Origin of the sequence: Pseudoalteromonas sp. H105 (assembly GCF_001469215.1) — a bacterium.
Taxonomy (GTDB): Bacteria; Pseudomonadota; Gammaproteobacteria; order Enterobacterales; family Alteromonadaceae; genus Pseudoalteromonas.
The window spans coordinates 50,658-65,089 of record NZ_LOFH01000005.1 but is presented as its reverse complement, the minus strand read 5'-3'; the positions used below and the strand labels follow the sequence as shown (position 1 = coordinate 65,089).

19 protein-coding genes and 1 tRNA gene are annotated in these 14,432 nt (G+C 41.1%); 17 read left to right on the top strand and 3 right to left on the bottom strand.

Annotation, left to right across the window (positions count from 1 at the left end):
* Positions 1 to 4 precede the first annotated feature (4 nt).
* From ATS75_RS10140 to alr, 9 genes are all read left to right on the top strand, one after another.
* A complete protein-coding gene (locus ATS75_RS10140) occupies positions 5 to 454 on the top strand; it encodes a GspH/FimT family pseudopilin (RefSeq protein WP_058560340.1) in 450 nt (149 codons plus the stop codon).
* Positions 454 to 867, top strand: a complete 414-nt coding sequence (locus tag ATS75_RS10135) for a prepilin-type N-terminal cleavage/methylation domain-containing protein (protein ID WP_058560339.1) — start codon at positions 454 to 456, stop codon at positions 865 to 867. The genes ATS75_RS10140 and ATS75_RS10135 overlap by 1 nt, the downstream gene beginning before the upstream one ends.
* The gene (locus ATS75_RS10130) at positions 867 to 1,394 is read left to right on the top strand and encodes a PilW family protein (protein WP_058560338.1); all 528 of its coding nucleotides are present in this window, start codon (positions 867 to 869) and stop codon (positions 1,392 to 1,394) included. Before ATS75_RS10135 ends, ATS75_RS10130 begins: the two co-directional genes overlap by 1 nt.
* Positions 1,394 to 3,220 carry a pilus assembly PilX N-terminal domain-containing protein gene (locus ATS75_RS10125; RefSeq protein WP_058560337.1) on the top strand — a complete coding sequence of 609 codons (1,827 nt, stop codon included), beginning with the start codon at positions 1,394 to 1,396 and terminating at the stop codon, positions 3,218 to 3,220. The genes ATS75_RS10130 and ATS75_RS10125 overlap by 1 nt, the downstream gene beginning before the upstream one ends.
* Positions 3,221 to 3,446: 226 nt before the next feature.
* Positions 3,447 to 3,998 (top strand): RNA polymerase sigma factor, encoded by a 552-nt coding sequence (locus ATS75_RS10120; RefSeq protein ID WP_058560336.1) that lies wholly within the window; start codon positions 3,447 to 3,449, stop codon positions 3,996 to 3,998.
* Positions 3,985 to 4,467, top strand: coding sequence for a hypothetical protein (locus ATS75_RS10115; RefSeq protein WP_058560335.1), 483 nt, complete (start codon positions 3,985 to 3,987; stop codon positions 4,465 to 4,467). Before ATS75_RS10120 ends, ATS75_RS10115 begins: the two co-directional genes overlap by 14 nt.
* An 11-nt stretch (positions 4,468 to 4,478) precedes the next feature.
* On the top strand, positions 4,479 to 5,420 hold the full coding sequence (locus ATS75_RS10110; protein ID WP_058560334.1) for a DUF4097 family beta strand repeat-containing protein: 942 nt from the start codon (positions 4,479 to 4,481) through the stop codon (positions 5,418 to 5,420).
* 105 nt (positions 5,421 to 5,525) lie between these two features.
* Positions 5,526 to 6,905: a replicative DNA helicase gene (gene dnaB, locus ATS75_RS10105; RefSeq protein WP_058560333.1), complete on the top strand. Its 1,380-nt coding sequence runs from the start codon at positions 5,526 to 5,528 to the stop codon at positions 6,903 to 6,905.
* Positions 6,905 to 7,984, top strand: coding sequence for an alanine racemase (gene alr, locus ATS75_RS10100; RefSeq protein ID WP_058560332.1), 1,080 nt, complete (start codon positions 6,905 to 6,907; stop codon positions 7,982 to 7,984). Before dnaB ends, alr begins: the two co-directional genes overlap by 1 nt.
* A 2-nt stretch (positions 7,985 to 7,986) precedes the next feature.
* On the opposite strand, the gene ATS75_RS10095 is transcribed toward alr, so the two are convergent.
* The gene (locus ATS75_RS10095) at positions 7,987 to 8,226 is read right to left on the bottom strand and encodes a DUF2960 domain-containing protein (protein WP_058560331.1); all 240 of its coding nucleotides are present in this window, start codon (positions 8,224 to 8,226) and stop codon (positions 7,987 to 7,989) included.
* 128 nt (positions 8,227 to 8,354) lie between these two features.
* Between ATS75_RS10095 and ATS75_RS10090 the strand changes: the two genes are divergently transcribed.
* The 3 genes from ATS75_RS10090 to ATS75_RS10080 are packed head-to-tail and all read left to right on the top strand — an operon-like array spanning position 8,355 to position 10,061.
* Positions 8,355 to 8,606 (top strand): hypothetical protein, encoded by a 252-nt coding sequence (locus ATS75_RS10090; RefSeq protein WP_058560330.1) that lies wholly within the window; start codon positions 8,355 to 8,357, stop codon positions 8,604 to 8,606.
* Between the two features lie 24 nt (positions 8,607 to 8,630).
* Positions 8,631 to 9,254, top strand: coding sequence for a nicotinamide riboside transporter PnuC (gene pnuC / locus ATS75_RS10085; protein ID WP_058560329.1), 624 nt, complete (start codon positions 8,631 to 8,633; stop codon positions 9,252 to 9,254).
* A gap of 9 nt (positions 9,255 to 9,263) precedes the next feature.
* Entirely contained in the window at positions 9,264 to 10,061 is a 798-nt protein-coding gene (locus ATS75_RS10080) for a phosphotransferase (RefSeq protein ID WP_058560328.1), read from the top strand.
* Between the two features lie 19 nt (positions 10,062 to 10,080).
* On the opposite strand, the gene ATS75_RS10075 is transcribed toward ATS75_RS10080, so the two are convergent.
* A complete protein-coding gene (locus ATS75_RS10075) occupies positions 10,081 to 10,263 on the bottom strand; it encodes a hypothetical protein (RefSeq protein WP_058560327.1) in 183 nt (60 codons plus the stop codon).
* A 249-nt stretch (positions 10,264 to 10,512) separates the two neighbouring features.
* Between ATS75_RS10075 and ATS75_RS10070 the strand changes: the two genes are divergently transcribed.
* Both ATS75_RS10070 and ATS75_RS10065 read left to right on the top strand, forming a co-directional pair.
* A tRNA-Arg gene (locus ATS75_RS10070) sits at positions 10,513 to 10,587 on the top strand.
* Positions 10,588 to 10,656: 69 nt separating this feature from the next.
* Positions 10,657 to 10,881, top strand: coding sequence for a Rho-binding antiterminator (locus ATS75_RS10065; RefSeq protein WP_058560326.1), 225 nt, complete (start codon positions 10,657 to 10,659; stop codon positions 10,879 to 10,881).
* On the opposite strand, the gene zntB is transcribed toward ATS75_RS10065, so the two are convergent.
* Positions 10,859 to 11,830: a zinc transporter ZntB gene (gene zntB, locus ATS75_RS10060; RefSeq protein WP_058560325.1), complete on the bottom strand. Its 972-nt coding sequence runs from the start codon at positions 11,828 to 11,830 to the stop codon at positions 10,859 to 10,861. The genes ATS75_RS10065 and zntB overlap by 23 nt on opposite strands.
* A 150-nt stretch (positions 11,831 to 11,980) precedes the next feature.
* On the opposite strand from zntB, the gene ATS75_RS10055 reads away from it, so the two are divergent.
* The 3 genes from ATS75_RS10055 to ATS75_RS10045 are packed head-to-tail and all read left to right on the top strand — an operon-like array spanning position 11,981 to position 14,370.
* Positions 11,981 to 12,409 (top strand): ATP-dependent zinc protease, encoded by a 429-nt coding sequence (locus ATS75_RS10055; protein WP_058560324.1) that lies wholly within the window; start codon positions 11,981 to 11,983, stop codon positions 12,407 to 12,409.
* A gap of 10 nt (positions 12,410 to 12,419) precedes the next feature.
* Positions 12,420 to 13,325 (top strand): 30S ribosomal protein S6--L-glutamate ligase, encoded by a 906-nt coding sequence (gene rimK, locus ATS75_RS10050; RefSeq protein WP_058560323.1) that lies wholly within the window; start codon positions 12,420 to 12,422, stop codon positions 13,323 to 13,325.
* The gene (locus ATS75_RS10045) at positions 13,312 to 14,370 is read left to right on the top strand and encodes a succinylglutamate desuccinylase/aspartoacylase family protein (protein WP_058560322.1); all 1,059 of its coding nucleotides are present in this window, start codon (positions 13,312 to 13,314) and stop codon (positions 14,368 to 14,370) included. The genes rimK and ATS75_RS10045 overlap by 14 nt, the downstream gene beginning before the upstream one ends.
* Positions 14,371 to 14,432 lie beyond the last annotated feature (62 nt).

Sequence of the window (14,432 nt, the reverse complement as noted above, 5' to 3'; positions counted from 1 at the left end):
ATAAATGAACAAGGCCTCAGGTTTTACCCTTGTTGAGTTAATGGTCGTGGTTGGTATTATCGCGATTATGGCTGTGCTTGCATTTCCTTCATTTAGCCAACAAATAATGCAAGATCGTGTTGTTACAACTGCTAATCAGCTGAACAGTGTATACAAGTTTGCGCGTAGTGAGGCGGTAAAGCGCGACAGTGATGTAAAATTAGTTGTTAGCGGAAAAAAATGGCAAGTAAAGGCACCCGTTGACGGTGTAGAAACCTTACTACGTGAGTTTGCTATTTCACATCAAGGTATTGATGTTTCATTAGTTGATAGAACGATTATGTCTACAGGTGAGGTGTCGTTAGCAAGTACCATTTTGGTTAAAGACAATAATGAAAAAACAACAGACTACTACCTTTGTGTTTTAAAAAGTGGTCAAAATTGGTTAGCCGAAAAGTCAACAGGGTGTGCTTAATGAGGTTGCAAAATGGCTTTTCATTGCTTGAAGTAATGATCTCGGTTGTTATTGCGGGTATTGCTTTACTAGGGCTTGCCTCTGCGCAGCTCAAATCTTTGCAATATGCAACAAATAGCTTTAATTACACGATTTCTTTAGTCCAAGCGCAAAATACCATAGAGCGACTTTGGCCTCATATTTGTGAGCTACAAACAACGAGTCCAGATTTATTTACTGATGTGAATTTTCGCGCATCGCTTGAGCCGCAAATTACCGATTATACATTAACATTACCCGAAGCGTTTAGTAATGAAATGCAGATTGTGGTGAGTTGGAATGATGAGCGCATTCAGCAAAATGACCCTCAATCTTTAGAAAATCAAATTACACTCAATGCAACTTTTCCTGATTTATCAGCAGGGTGTAGCTGATGTTACATTTTAGGCAAACACACAGTGGTTATACATTAGTTGAATTGATGGTGGCCCTTGCTGCAGGCGCATTTTTGCTCAGTGGCATCAGCTTGGCTTATTCGGCAATAAAAGGAACTGTGTTAGTTGGTAAAGAGCTAGAAAATGCACAAGAAGTCATACGCTATACCAGCAAAGTGTTTACTCGCAGTATTAAACAAACACCCGTGATCCCAACCGTTAGTGCGGATGGCTCATCCATTACGATAATGCAATCGGCAGGGGTTGTAACCTGTGCGGGGAGTGTTGCAATAGCCAACGTAAATGAAACATATCAGTTAGACGCAAACAATCTTATGTGTGCACTCGGAGGCTTGCCTGCAGAGCGATTGCTGACCGGTATTGAGTCCCTGAGTTTTAGTATTAATAATGATTTAATAACTATTAAAGTGAAGCCAGAGCAGTTGCCGGCACAGTTTGGCGGGGCAGTTACAATCGAACTTGCAGCATCTAACGTTATTCTTGAAAAAGTATATAGTGGTAGTTAATGAGTAAGAAACAGCGTGGCTTTACATTAATAACAGTGCTTATTTTAACAAGTATGGCCAGCATTGTTGTGCTTAATTCACTACGTGAAAACCTGGTACAAGAGCGCTTAACAGGCAATTTCCAGAAAAAGATTAACAGCCGCCTGTTAGCTGAAAAAGGAGTATTTGAAGAGGCTAAATTATTAAAACAGGCACTGAACGATAATAAGGCACTTGATGTCGATGGCTTGATCGCTGCAGCAGGCAATGCGACAGGGAGCGGTCTAATTGGCGACGATGCAATTTATAATGCGACATTAAGCAAAAACGCAGCAGGAGAAATTGAAATCGCCAGTCAGGGTAGGCGATATGGTGGTGATGCTGTAAGTAACCTGGTTGCGCGGTATAAAATGATCCCAGGTGCACCCAAGTCACCTTTTGAACAAGCCATTGTGGGCTGTGAAGGAGTGTTAGTTAATGGCAGTGGTCGCATTGACAGTTACGACTCAGCAGATGGGCCATATAAAGAAGAAAATGCAGGGACAGATGCACGGATTGGTACGATTCATTATAACTCAGATGTGTCTCTAAGTGGTGGCTCACCTATTTGGGGTGATGTTATAGTAACAGGGAGTGTGACTCTAAGTGGAAGTTCGCCGGTTATGGGGGATATTCATGCCAATGGAAGCGTTACGATTAATGGCGGTACTGGTACAGGTGTGCCTGCCGGTTATCCAACGGACACTCGTGTAGCCGGTGATATTTTATCAGTGCAAAGCATTGATTTCACTGGGGGACGTGTTTTAGGTGTATTAAGAGCGATAAAAGATATAACGATTCGTAATAATGATGACGCTATTGTTGAAAACAAAGATGCGAATGGGCTTGATATTATGTACGGTGGCCAAGGTCAATTCCCGAGTGATTTAGGTGCTCATCAATATCAAAACAGTAAACCTTACTCTGATGATATATTTAAAAAAGTACCCGATATAAAGCCTGTGCCTTCAGTAGATCCAACTAACCCAGATCCAAATCACGATTATACCGACCCGCGCACTAACTGTGACCCAATACTCGTTGTTCGTAACAATGAAAATTTGGCGGGCAATGATACATTGAATGACTTAAATATTATCGAGTTTTCAGCGTTCAACTTGACCGAAAGTCAGGGCACGTTTACCAAGTGGCCTAGCTGGAAAAAACCGATAGGGCGAAGTATTACTCCTGTTTCTAGAACGGTTTTCGAACAACCAAATCAACAAGTTTATGTCTTGAATAGTTTAACCGTTTCAGGCGGCAAACTGACTATTCAAAGTGGTGATGTCACTTTATATATCAAAAATGATTTTAAATATAATAATCATCCTAGCAACGGGTTTGAGATTGCATCGGGTGCCACGTTAACAATTTATATTGAAGGGCGCGTTATTATTGATGATGAAATAACGACTCACGAACCTATTTCGTCAGCTGGGCGAGCTGTTTTTAGTATTTTTTCAAGTTACGAAACACCAGATATGGAATCGTTGGTGTGCCATGCAGTGCCTTCAAATGGTAATAAAGTTGGTGTCGAACTTTTGTCTAATGCGTCGATGTATGCCGCGATTTATGCTCCTCGAGCTCATATCCAAGTTAACTCAGATTCTGGCAATGATTTTAATGGTTCATTGAGAGGAAAAACGGTCTCAACTTGCGGAAATGGTGGGATTCATTATGACAAACGCTTAAAAAATATTAGTGCTGGAGGCGGGGGCGCTACAATGCCTAAATTACAGTTCTTAGGGTGGTCATACAAAGCCCCTAAAACGGTTGTAGAGGAGACCGAAGAAGAGGCAACCCCATAGAAATATGGCTACACGCCAGTGTGGCCACGTCAAGCGAATACTAAGAACCAGCTAATCACTGGCTTTTGATCTGGACAATAAAATAATTTTTTTCCTTTAAACCTTTTCTACCTTACCTAACGTCTAACTATTCAAGAAACTAAATAAATATGAATAAAACATATTTTTTAATGGCTTGGGTATAAACTCAACTCATAATAACAATCATAAAGGGACAACATCAACGATGTTGATAGATGCTAAAGAGGCTTTTGCACCGCCTTCTGAGGATGCATTAATTGCGCAAGTAAAAATGGGTGACCAACACGCCTATGCTCAACTGTATACATTACATGTAAAGCGCGTTTATGGCTTGTGCTTACGCTTACTTGCGGATAAAGAGCATGCAGAAGATGCAACACAAGAGGTCTTTGTTCAGCTATGGCATAAAATTGCGAGCTTTGAAGGGCAGTCACAATTTTCCACATGGTTACACAGTGTCACCAGTAATATTGCGATTAGTTACTTAAGAAAGCATAAAAACTGGCTACAAAAGGTGGTGAGTTTTGAGCAAAGTGGGATGGATGAACAAAGTACGACTGACTGCCAAGGGTTAAACGGGCTTGATAAATTAGTGCTGCGATTACCTGAGCGAGCCAGGATGGTATTTGTGCTTCATGCTATTGAAGGGTACCGCCATGAAGAAATTGCGACCATGTTAGGAATGGCCGTCGGGTCGAGTAAATCGCAATATCATCGTGCAAAACAGTTATTAAAAGAGTGGTATGAAAATGAGTAAACCAGATTTTGAAACATTCTTAGCGGAGTCACTTAGTAACTCAGAGGCGCACATTGCGCCGGAAAAAGAGTTATGGCAAGGGATTGAAAAAGCAATTTCCAATCCTGCTGTTGAGCAACGCCAATCATCTGTGTGGCCAAAATTAGTAGGTATTGCAGCATGCAGTGTTGCTGCATTATTAAGCGTGCAGCTTGTGTTTACTCGTCCTGCTCATGACACCAGCGTTGCAATGAGTGACTTTTTTGCAGAGCAAAAGCAAACACTATTAGTGCAGTACCAAAACCAGCCCGCGTTAACGGATAACTGGCAGCAACAGCTGGCTGAATTAGAAGATGCGGAGCGGGCAATTAAACAAGCGTTAGAGAATGAGCCAGAAAACTCCGCATTATTAAAAATGTTAGCGCAAGTTTATCAACAGCAATTAGATCTAATTAATAAGGTGCATGCACCTAAGTGGCAAACAATTTAGGAGTGAGAAGTATGAAAGCATTAATCTTAGCGATGAGTATGCTGCCGCTGATGGCAGTCGCAGGGCAAAAAATTGATGAGCAAATTAGCGTGCCTGCCAACAAACGTATTTTTATTGATAATCAGCGAGGTGATATCCGCGTTGAAGGCTGGGATAAAGCTGAACTGAAAATAAGCGGCGAGCTTGATGATAAAGCGCAAGGTTATCGTTTAGAAGTTGAAAATGATCGTATTGAATTTATTGTCAAAATGCCGCGCAGTCAAAACTACGGCTGGAATAGCGGCGATGGGTCAGAGCTTGTAATCTACATGCCAAATAGCAGTGAGCTAGAATTGTCGGGTGTAAATGTAAATGTTGTGGCAAGTGAACTTAATAATGGTACTGATATTGATGTTGTTAATGGCGATATTACTTTGGATACAATCAAGGGTGACATCAGTGTTGAAACGGTCAACGGTAACGTCAGCGCAACTGATTTGACGGGGGATATTCGTTACGAAACCGTCAACGGTGAAATCAACGATAAAAACTCGAACGGTACACTTAGGTTCACAGCCGTTAATGGTGATATAAAATCGACAACTTCGGCAGAAGAAGTACGTTTGGAAAACGTCAATGGTGACATTGATTTTAAACTTAATAAGTTAAAAAAGTTGAGGATCAGTACAGTCAATGGCGAAAGTGAAGTACACATTAATCAGTTGCTCAAAGGCGCGCAAGTTTCATATGAGTCTGTCAGTGGTGATGTAGAATTCTTTTTTCCTGATGACCTTTCGGCTCAATTTGAAATTGAAGCGCATGCAAATGGCAAGATAGTTAATGAGCTAAGTAATGATAAAGTAAAAAAAGCTAAATATGGCCCGTCAAGTGAACTTGAGTTTAGCGTAAATGGCGGTGATGCTGATATTGAAATTGATACAATCAGCGGTCGCATTGAATTACGTAAAAAATAAGCTGCCACTTTATAGGCAAAGCAGGAAAAGAATTCCTGCTTTGCTATTTTCACAACCTCAGCAAGTCGATAGAATAGAGCTATTCCCTGTAAGTATTGCGAAGTTATGGCTAAACCAGATAAACAAGTCGACACCCTTAAAGTTCCTCCCCATTCCATTGAAGCAGAGCAATCTGTTTTAGGTGGCTTAATGCTTGATAATCAAGCCTTTGACCGAGTTGCGGAACTGGTTGTTGCACAAGACTTCTACACGCGTACTCATAAGCTTATCTTTGAAGCCATGGTGGAGCTGGCTGAAATTGGTGATCCTATAGATTTAATCACGATTTCTGAAAGTTTAGAAAAAAAGAATTTACTGAGTAATATAGGTGGTTTTGCCTACTTAGCTGAAATTGCCAAAAATACGCCAAGTGCAGCCAATATAGATGCTTACGCTAATATCGTACGTGAGCGTGCAGTGGTTCGCGAAATGATCGGTGTGGCTAACGAAATTGCCGAGGCGGGGTTTAACCCCGAAGGGAGAACCAGCCATGATTTGCTTGATTTTGCAGAAAGTAAAGTATTTAAAATTGCTGAGCAACGAACAAAAAGCAGCGAAGGCCCGCAAAGTATTCATAATATCTTAGAAAAAACGGTTGATAAGATTGAAGAGCTTTACCAGTCACCACAAGATGGTGTAACGGGTGTAAGCACCGGTTACGCCGATCTAGATAAAATGACAACGGGGTTACAGCCCTCTGATTTAATCATTGTTGCCGCGCGTCCATCGATGGGTAAAACCACGTTTGCGATGAACTTAGCCGAACACGCCGCAATGACGCAAGACAAACCTGTACTGATTTACTCATTAGAGATGCCCTCTGAGCAAATCATGATGAGGATGCTGGCATCGCTAGGACGTATTAATCAGACTAAAGTACGAACGGGCCAATTAGATGATGATGATTGGGCGCGTTTATCATCAACCATGGGCTTACTGATGGAAAAAGGTAAGATGTATGTGGATGATGCATCCGGTTTAACACCAACCGATGTGCGTTCAAGAGCTCGTCGTATTGCGCGTGACCACGGTGGTATTAGTATGATCATGGTCGATTACTTACAGTTAATGCGAGTACCGAGCCTGTCAGATAATCGTACCTTAGAGATTGCAGAAATATCACGTTCACTCAAATCCTTAGCAAAAGAGCTAAAATGCCCTGTTGTCGCACTTTCTCAGCTTAACCGTACTCTAGAGCAACGTGCTGATAAACGACCAATCAACTCGGATTTACGTGAATCAGGCTCTATCGAGCAGGATGCCGATTTGATCATGTTTATTTATCGTGATGAAGTGTACAACGAAGACAGTACAGAAAAAGGCATCGCTGAAATCATTATCGGTAAACAGCGTAACGGCCCTATCGGTAAAGTACGTTTGACCTTCCAAGGCCAGTTCTCGCGTTTTGATAATTACGCTGGCCCAGCAGTTGATGACGAGTATTAATGCGTTTAGCAGTAGCACAAATAAATTTATCAAACCTTGCGCATAACCTTGCGCAAGTAAAACGATTTGCGCCTAATAGTAAAGTGATGGCGGTATTAAAAGCCAATGCCTATGGCCATGGTTTAGTTAAAATAGCGCAGCATTTAAATGATGCGGATGCGTTTGCAGTGGCAAGAATTGATGAAGCCTTAGCGCTTCGTGCAGGAGGCCTAACCAAACCAATAGTGCTGCTTGAAGGGGTCTTTCACCCTGAAGATTTAGCCATTCTTTTAGCGAATAATTTTCAAACCATTATCCATGATGAAAATCAGTTGATAGCATTGGAAGAAGCACAATTAGATGCGCCAATTAGTTGTTGGCTTAAAATCAATACGGGTATGCATCGTTTGGGTATTGCACCATCTCAACTCACTGATTTTTATCAGCGCTTAAGCGCAACCAAAAATGCTAAAAATACGATTAATTTAATGACGCACTTTTCATGCGCAGATGATATTAATGATATAAAAACAGCTGAACAAATCGCCTTATTTGACTCCTTAGTGGCAGGTAAAGAACAAGCACATTGCTTAGCAAATTCAGCTGGGATTATTGCATGGCCTGCAGGGCATGGTGATTGGGTGCGTCCAGGGTTAATGATTTACGGTGTATCGCCTATGTTGGGCGCTTTGGGTAGTCAGCATAGCTTAAAACCAGTCATGCGCTTAACGACCCGTGTGATTGCTATTCGCGACGTAGATGCAATGCAATGTGTTGGCTACGGTGGTAGCTGGCACTCTCAAAGCGCAACTAAGTTAGCTGTTGTCGCTATGGGCTATGGGGATGGTTACCCGCGTCATGCGAAGCACGGAACGCCAGTGGTAATCGGTAATAAGCGCTATGGTATTGCCGGAAATGTCTCAATGGATATGATAAGCGTTGATATTGGCCAAAACCCAGATAATGTCAAGGTAGGTGATGAAGTCGTTATGTGGGGTCCTGAATTACCTGTTGAAGAGATCGCGCAATGTGCAACCACGATCCCTTATGAGTTACTGTGTAATATTACCCCACGAGTGAGCTACGAGTATCTCGATTAAGGTTATTCTTTAATAAAATAAATATCACTGAAGCCCATGCGAGCAAACTCTTGATCGCGAAAGTTACGAACAGCAGCTGACCCTTTTGATGTCATTTCAATTTGTCGTACCATATTTAAATAATTAGTTAAATCGATGCCTTCAGCTGCAGCTATTGCCTGATACATATCTTGGTATTTATCTTTGGCGAAGTTAATTTCGCGAGGCTGGTTTTTGAAGGTGTAGGTAATACGTCTGGCCATGAGATACTCATAATAAAAACTAATATGCTAATTTTACACCTTCTTTGCCGTCCTCTCTACCATTGAATGACTTGTAAGCGGTACCGAGTTACAATATGGCAATTATTTTAATAATGAGCGCGTAAGTTATGAAATTATCTGTTGAGATCAGTAAATACCCCCTGCACCAAGACTACATCCCATTTATAAAAGGTTTTATTGATCGTTTAAATACCTACGATGATTTAAAAGTCATAACGAATACGCTATCTACGCAAATATTTGGTGACTATGATTTGGTTATGTCAGTTCTCAATACTGAAATAAAGCGCTCCTATGAAGAGTTTGGCAAAGCTATTTTTGTGTGTAAATTTCTCTCTGGTGATCTTTCACCTGAATAAACTTCATATTTTAGTGAGCCAATAATGGACTTTATTACGCAAACTCTTGCAGGGTTTACTGCAATGTCACATTGGGAATATATTGCAGTCGCTTTGTCTATGGCCTATTTGTTGTTGGCTATTAGAGAAAATTTATGGTGCTGGCCGGCAGCATTCTTTAGCACGCTAATTTATACCATCATGTATTGGAATGGTGCTTTGTTGATGGAGTCATTTCTTCATTTTTATTATATGTACATGGCTGTTTATGGTTGGATGGTATGGCGTAAAGGTGGCACAAATAAACAAGGGCTGGCCATTACCTCATGGGGCATTAATCAGCATATAGCTATCATTATAGGTACTTCGTTAGTTGCCGTTGTATTAGGCTACATAATGACTAATTATACCCATGCAGATTTTGCTTACTTAGATAGCTTTACAACCTGTTTTGCTGTGGTAACTACGTATTTAGTGGCTAAAAAGGTACTTGAAAATTGGCTTTATTGGATAGTGATAGATGCCGCATCAATGTATCTATATTATGAAAAAGGCTATTACCCAACGCTCGCGTTATTTGTATTTTATACGGTGATGGCTGCATGGGGATTTAAAACCTGGTACGAAGAGTACGAGCAAGAGCAAGCAAAACCTTTAGCACAATTATAATGAGTAGCAATGAACTTTGATAAAATCAGCGCATTATTTAGTGCTTTTAATCCTCAGTTAGTTATTACTCATAGTGAACGTTTACACAGCGGTTTAAGTAACGATAATTTCCTTATTCGCACTTCACATCATGCATATTTATTAAAAGTCTATCGGGAACACTGGCCTGTCATTGGTTTAACTGCGCAATTGAAGTTTGCAGAATTAAGTATTTGTTCCCGCCCATTATGGACTGATCAAACACAACGAATAGCTATATTCGAATACATAGAGGGTGCAACGGCTCAAAGCGGATTGCAACCACAGCTAATTAGTAAGCTTGTTCATCTTCATCAGTACTCAGTATTGACTGAACCAATGGATATTAAACACGAGCTTGAATATTATCTCGCCACGCCTATTTATCAACATTACCTGAGTAATATTGAGCACGCGTTGGCAAGGATAAATGCTTTTGAGGTTGATCTTGGTTTTTGTCACAATGATCTAGTCAAAGAAAATATCATTGAGAATGAGACTGGCATGTATTTAATTGATTTTGAATACGCTAAAAGCAATGACGTGTATTTTGATTTGGCGGCATTAGCGGTGAGCTTTAAATTAAATGAAAAACAAAAAATAGACTTACTGACTGTTTATCAAAACAAGCGTTCAAATAGGGCTGCATTCCAACACTCTATGGACAAGTTGGTATGCTTTGAAGTGATTTTTTTAGTGTTGTGTATATGTTGGTACAGCGCACGCAATGTTGAAGATAAAGTAACGACTTTACGTGCGCAATTGGATAATTTGATAATCAAATTGTAAGTGTCGTCTTTACCGTTTGTTAGAGACCACCAAAACGAGCAGCTAACTCTTTGTATTTTGCTACTTCTTCCGCGTCAAACTGCGGCTCCCCATTGGCATCTTCAGACTTTGCTATTAATAGGCTTTCTCTGGCTAGGCGCTTAACTCGCTCAACTTTAACCCCTAAAAACTCGGCGACTTGTTCTGTCGACATTAAACTCATAACTCTACTTCCTCGTGGTTAACTATTTCGAAAAGCGGTTTTTAACCGTGCACATGTTACAAAATAGTTATTAATTTTTACTAAGTATAATTTAATAGCTGTTTTTTGTCTGCATGTGAAGTAAATTATTATAATTAGTCTAATTAATAAGCATATAAGCAACAGATGCTAGCATTTAGCCCAAGATGTCTTTATTATTGCCCGTGCTAAAGCATCGATATCGCGAGTTGGTGTGGCGGCAACAAATGTGCTCTCGTGGTGAAATGGATATCACGTGGCTCTCCGGAAGCTAAGTTGCAGGTTCGATTCCTGCCGAGAGCGCCATTTGCTTTTCTTATATGTTAAATCTCACTTTCTTTGTTACACTCAATTTTTACTCTTATGAGATTAGTTATGGCTTATCAGCCTATTAAGTGTAGTGGTTACGATCAGCTTGAGCTTTTTTGTATGCAGCAAGCTAAGGTCACAATTACGACAACTCACGATGAAATTTTAATTGGTAAAGCGATTAACCTTGAAAACTGCAAAGGGCAGGGGGAGTTTTTGCTTATACGTTGCGAAAAGCAAGGCGAACATCAAGTACGCCTTGATAAAATTAAAGCCATTTCTTATTTTTAAAATAAACGCCTATACCGCCAGTGAGCATAATTAAAAAAACCACAAATGCACTAAACGCGTACGGGCTATCAGTGCCCGGAATACCTCCTACATTAACGCCCAGCAGGCCTGTTAAAAAGCCTAGCGGTAAGAATAGCGCCGCAACAACAGACATTACATACATGCGCTGATTAAGCTGCTCAGACACTTGGTTGGTGAGTGTTTGCTGAATAATTTGGGCGCGCTCAATCGAGCTGTCCAACTCCTCCAGGTACCTTACCAGTAAGTTAGTAGTTTCATTTAGCTTGGCTTTATCCGTGTCTTCTAACCATGAAAAACGGTTGTTGGCAAGCGAGCTTAATGCTTCCTTTTGTGGTCGTAAATATCTCTTTAAAGCAATAGTCTGCCTACGCAGCTGTGATAAGCCTTGGTTATCAAAGCGCTTTGTAGGCTCATCAATCTCACCTTCAAAAATATCTAAAGTATCGTCGAGCTCATCAATCACACTTTGCATTCGAGAGGTTAAACTTTGTGTTAAATGACACACTAATTCAGAAATATTGCATGGACCATCGTTTTGCATCAATGAGTCCAGTACATTTTGTACTGATAACAGGCGACGTCTTCGAGCCGTAATCACAATATCATCATTAATAAATAGACGCAGTGACACCATATCTTCAGGGCTTTGTGCTGGGTTGAGATTGACCCCGCGTAAAAAGAGCATCGAGCCTTTGGCCGCTTTGCTTAGGCGTGGTCGGGTTTCATCGGCAATAAAAGACTCTAATTCATAGTCAGTCAAAAGCTCACTGTTTTTTAACCAGTTAACAGCTTGATCTTTAGAGTAATCTAGATGCAACCAAAGTTTTCCTTGTTCAGGTTGCCAATCATTAACATTACTACTAGTGTCTAGTGTGCGTGCACCGCCTTTTCCATCGAGAAGCACCGCATGAAGTAAGCCGTCGAACATAGAAGATTTCCATTAATGTTTTATGATGAATATAGTTGACTAGAGTGAAGGTTAGGTCAATTAAAGTTTTTTATCGATAAGAGTAATTTATTTCGTTGGTGTTTATTTGGCAATCGCGTATAAGTCATTTTTTTATTAAAGGGCGCATTTATGACGGCAAAAATTACAGTTGGTTGGCGTGAGTGGGTAAGCTTACCTGAGCTTGGTATAAATAAAATAAAAGCGAAGGTGGATACTGGTGCCAGAACGTCATGCATACATGCTATTAATATTGAAGAATTTGAGCGAGACGAACAGCAGTGGGTTCGCTTTATTGCTCAGCCGATACAAGATAATGAACACACTCAAATAGAGTGTGAGGCAAAAGTAAAAAAAATGAAATACGTCACCAGCTCTAGTGGAGAGCGCCAGTTACGTTATTTTATTGAGACCATGCTCCACGCAGGAAGCGAGAGTTGGCCAATTGAAGTGACATTAACACGTCGCTCAAGTATGAAGTTTAGAATGTTATTAGGGCGTACCGCCATGGAAAATTGCATAGTCGTTGATCCGGCTTTATCTTATTTATTAGGTAGTTAAGGTTTTAACTATGAAAATTGGTATTTTATCTCGTAATAGAAATTTGTATTCAACACGCCGTTTAATTGAAGCCGCTACAGAGCGAGGTCATGAAGTTAAAGTGATTGATGCATTACGCTGCTACATGAACATTAACTCAGAGCAACCTGAAATTCATTATCGTGGTGAGAACCTAAAAGACTTTGATGCGATTGTGCCACGTATTGGTGCATCTGTTACGTTTTATGGCTGTGCTGTTTTGCGTCAGTTTGAAATGATGAACGTATTCCCAGTTAATGAATCTGTGGCAATTTCTCGTTCACGAGACAAATTACGTTCATTGCAGCTTTTATCTCGTAAAGGGGTCGGTATGCCTGTTACAGGCTTTGCAAGCAAGCCTGATGACGTGAAAGATCTACTAGAAATGGTCGGTGGCGCACCTGTTGTCATTAAGTTGCTAGAAGGGACTCAGGGTATTGGTGTGGTGTTAGCTGAAACGCGTAAAGCCGCTGAAAGTGTAATTGAAGCGTTTATGGGCTTAAAAGCGAACATCATGGTTCAAGAGTACATTAAAGAAGCAGGCGGTGCGGATATTCGTTGTTTTGTGTTAGGTGATAAAGTGATTGCAGCGATGAAGCGTCAAGCACAGGAAGGTGAATTCCGTTCAAACCTTCACCGTGGTGGTAGCGCAACCTTGGTGCGAATTACACCTGAGGAGCGTAAAACAGCAGTTGCTGCTGCTAAAGCGATGGGCTTGAATGTAGCGGGTGTTGACTTACTTCGTTCATCGCGCGGCCCACTTGTGATGGAAGTTAATTCATCGCCAGGCCTCGAGGGCATTGAAGTTGCAACAGGCAAAGACATTGCAGGTATGGTAATCGATTTTATCGAAAAAGCCGCAATCACCAAAGGAACCGCAACACGTGGCAAAGGTTAAGATCAATCGCGCCTTTTCATTACTAGGTGAAACGGTCGGTGTAGGTGAGCGCAAAACACTCGCTTTAGAAGCTGCGAAGCTTTATACCCATTCCCCATTAAATATCCCTATTGAAGTGGTTAATGGTGTACAAGAAGGCCCTGTTCTGATGGTGTGTGCGGCTATCCATGGTGATGAACTCAATGGGGTGGAAGTTGTACGCCAGCTACTTTCTAAAATTGATGTTAACCAGTTACGCGGAACACTTATTGCTGTGCCGATAGTGAATGTATTTGGCTTTATTCATAAGTCACGGTATTTACCCGATCGCCGAGATATGAATAGAAGCTTTCCGGGTTCTATTCGTGGCTCGTTGGCTGGCAGAATGGCGCACATGTTTTTCTCACAGGTCGCTGTTCATTGCACGCATATTATTGATTTACATACAGGGGCAATACACCGCACCAACTTGCCACAGATAAGGGCTGATTTGAGTGATGGGGCAACAGCTGAAATGGCCAAGGCATTTGGTACACCTGCTGTAATTGATGCTTCATTGCGCAATGGTTCACTACGAAGTGAGGCGGCTAATCTAGGAATCCCTGTTATTACTTATGAAGCAGGAGAAGCGTTGCGTTTTGATCCAATCGCGATTGCTGCAGGCGTACAAGGCGTAGATTATGTTATGCGTCATTTAAAAATGATTCGTGGTAAGCGCGCTAAAAAATTAGCTGAGCCTATTATTGCCAGCTCAACGAGTTGGGTGCGTGCTGAAGTCGACGGCATCGTTCGTGCGCAAGTATCGTTAGGTGAGCGGGTGGTTAAGGGGCAAATATTAGCATACATCAGCAGCCCACTAGGTGATTCTGAGCTGGAGTTATTAGCTCCGCGCAGCGGAATTATTATTGGTCAGCAAACAATGCCGCTTGTAAATGAAGGTGACGCTGTATTCCATATTGCTTACTTTGCTCATGCAAATAGTCTAGTAGAGCAGCAATTAGAAACTTTTATTGATGGTATTAATGATCTAGAAGATGAGCTTAAAACAGCTGAATTAAATAATTAAATAATTAGTTAATTATTCATTGGCTATAAAAAGGCGTTTGTAGGGCAACTTACAAGCGCCTT

Bases quoted from the DNA above. Each gene is read 5' to 3' on its own strand.
- ATS75_RS10140 (WP_058560340.1), top strand. From the start codon at position 5: ATGAACAAGGCCTCAGGTTTTACCCTTGTTGAGTTAATGGTCGTGGTT.
- ATS75_RS10135 (WP_058560339.1), top strand. From the start codon at position 454: ATGAGGTTGCAAAATGGCTTTTCATTGCTTGAAGTAATGATCTCGGTT.
- ATS75_RS10130 (WP_058560338.1), top strand. From the start codon at position 867: ATGTTACATTTTAGGCAAACACACAGTGGTTATACATTAGTTGAATTG.
- ATS75_RS10125 (WP_058560337.1), top strand. From the start codon at position 1,394: ATGAGTAAGAAACAGCGTGGCTTTACATTAATAACAGTGCTTATTTTA.
- ATS75_RS10120 (WP_058560336.1), top strand. From the start codon at position 3,447: ATGTTGATAGATGCTAAAGAGGCTTTTGCACCGCCTTCTGAGGATGCA.
- ATS75_RS10115 (WP_058560335.1), top strand. From the start codon at position 3,985: ATGAAAATGAGTAAACCAGATTTTGAAACATTCTTAGCGGAGTCACTT.
- ATS75_RS10110 (WP_058560334.1), top strand. From the start codon at position 4,479: ATGAAAGCATTAATCTTAGCGATGAGTATGCTGCCGCTGATGGCAGTC.
- dnaB (WP_058560333.1), top strand. From the start codon at position 5,526: ATGGCTAAACCAGATAAACAAGTCGACACCCTTAAAGTTCCTCCCCAT.
- alr (WP_058560332.1), top strand. From the start codon at position 6,905: ATGCGTTTAGCAGTAGCACAAATAAATTTATCAAACCTTGCGCATAAC.
- ATS75_RS10095 (WP_058560331.1), bottom strand. From the start codon at position 8,226: ATGGCCAGACGTATTACCTACACCTTCAAAAACCAGCCTCGCGAAATT.
- ATS75_RS10090 (WP_058560330.1), top strand. From the start codon at position 8,355: ATGAAATTATCTGTTGAGATCAGTAAATACCCCCTGCACCAAGACTAC.
- pnuC (WP_058560329.1), top strand. From the start codon at position 8,631: ATGGACTTTATTACGCAAACTCTTGCAGGGTTTACTGCAATGTCACAT.
- ATS75_RS10080 (WP_058560328.1), top strand. From the start codon at position 9,264: ATGAACTTTGATAAAATCAGCGCATTATTTAGTGCTTTTAATCCTCAG.
- ATS75_RS10075 (WP_058560327.1), bottom strand. From the start codon at position 10,263: ATGAGTTTAATGTCGACAGAACAAGTCGCCGAGTTTTTAGGGGTTAAA.
- ATS75_RS10065 (WP_058560326.1), top strand. From the start codon at position 10,657: ATGGCTTATCAGCCTATTAAGTGTAGTGGTTACGATCAGCTTGAGCTT.
- zntB (WP_058560325.1), bottom strand. From the start codon at position 11,830: ATGTTCGACGGCTTACTTCATGCGGTGCTTCTCGATGGAAAAGGCGGT.
- ATS75_RS10055 (WP_058560324.1), top strand. From the start codon at position 11,981: ATGACGGCAAAAATTACAGTTGGTTGGCGTGAGTGGGTAAGCTTACCT.
- rimK (WP_058560323.1), top strand. From the start codon at position 12,420: ATGAAAATTGGTATTTTATCTCGTAATAGAAATTTGTATTCAACACGC.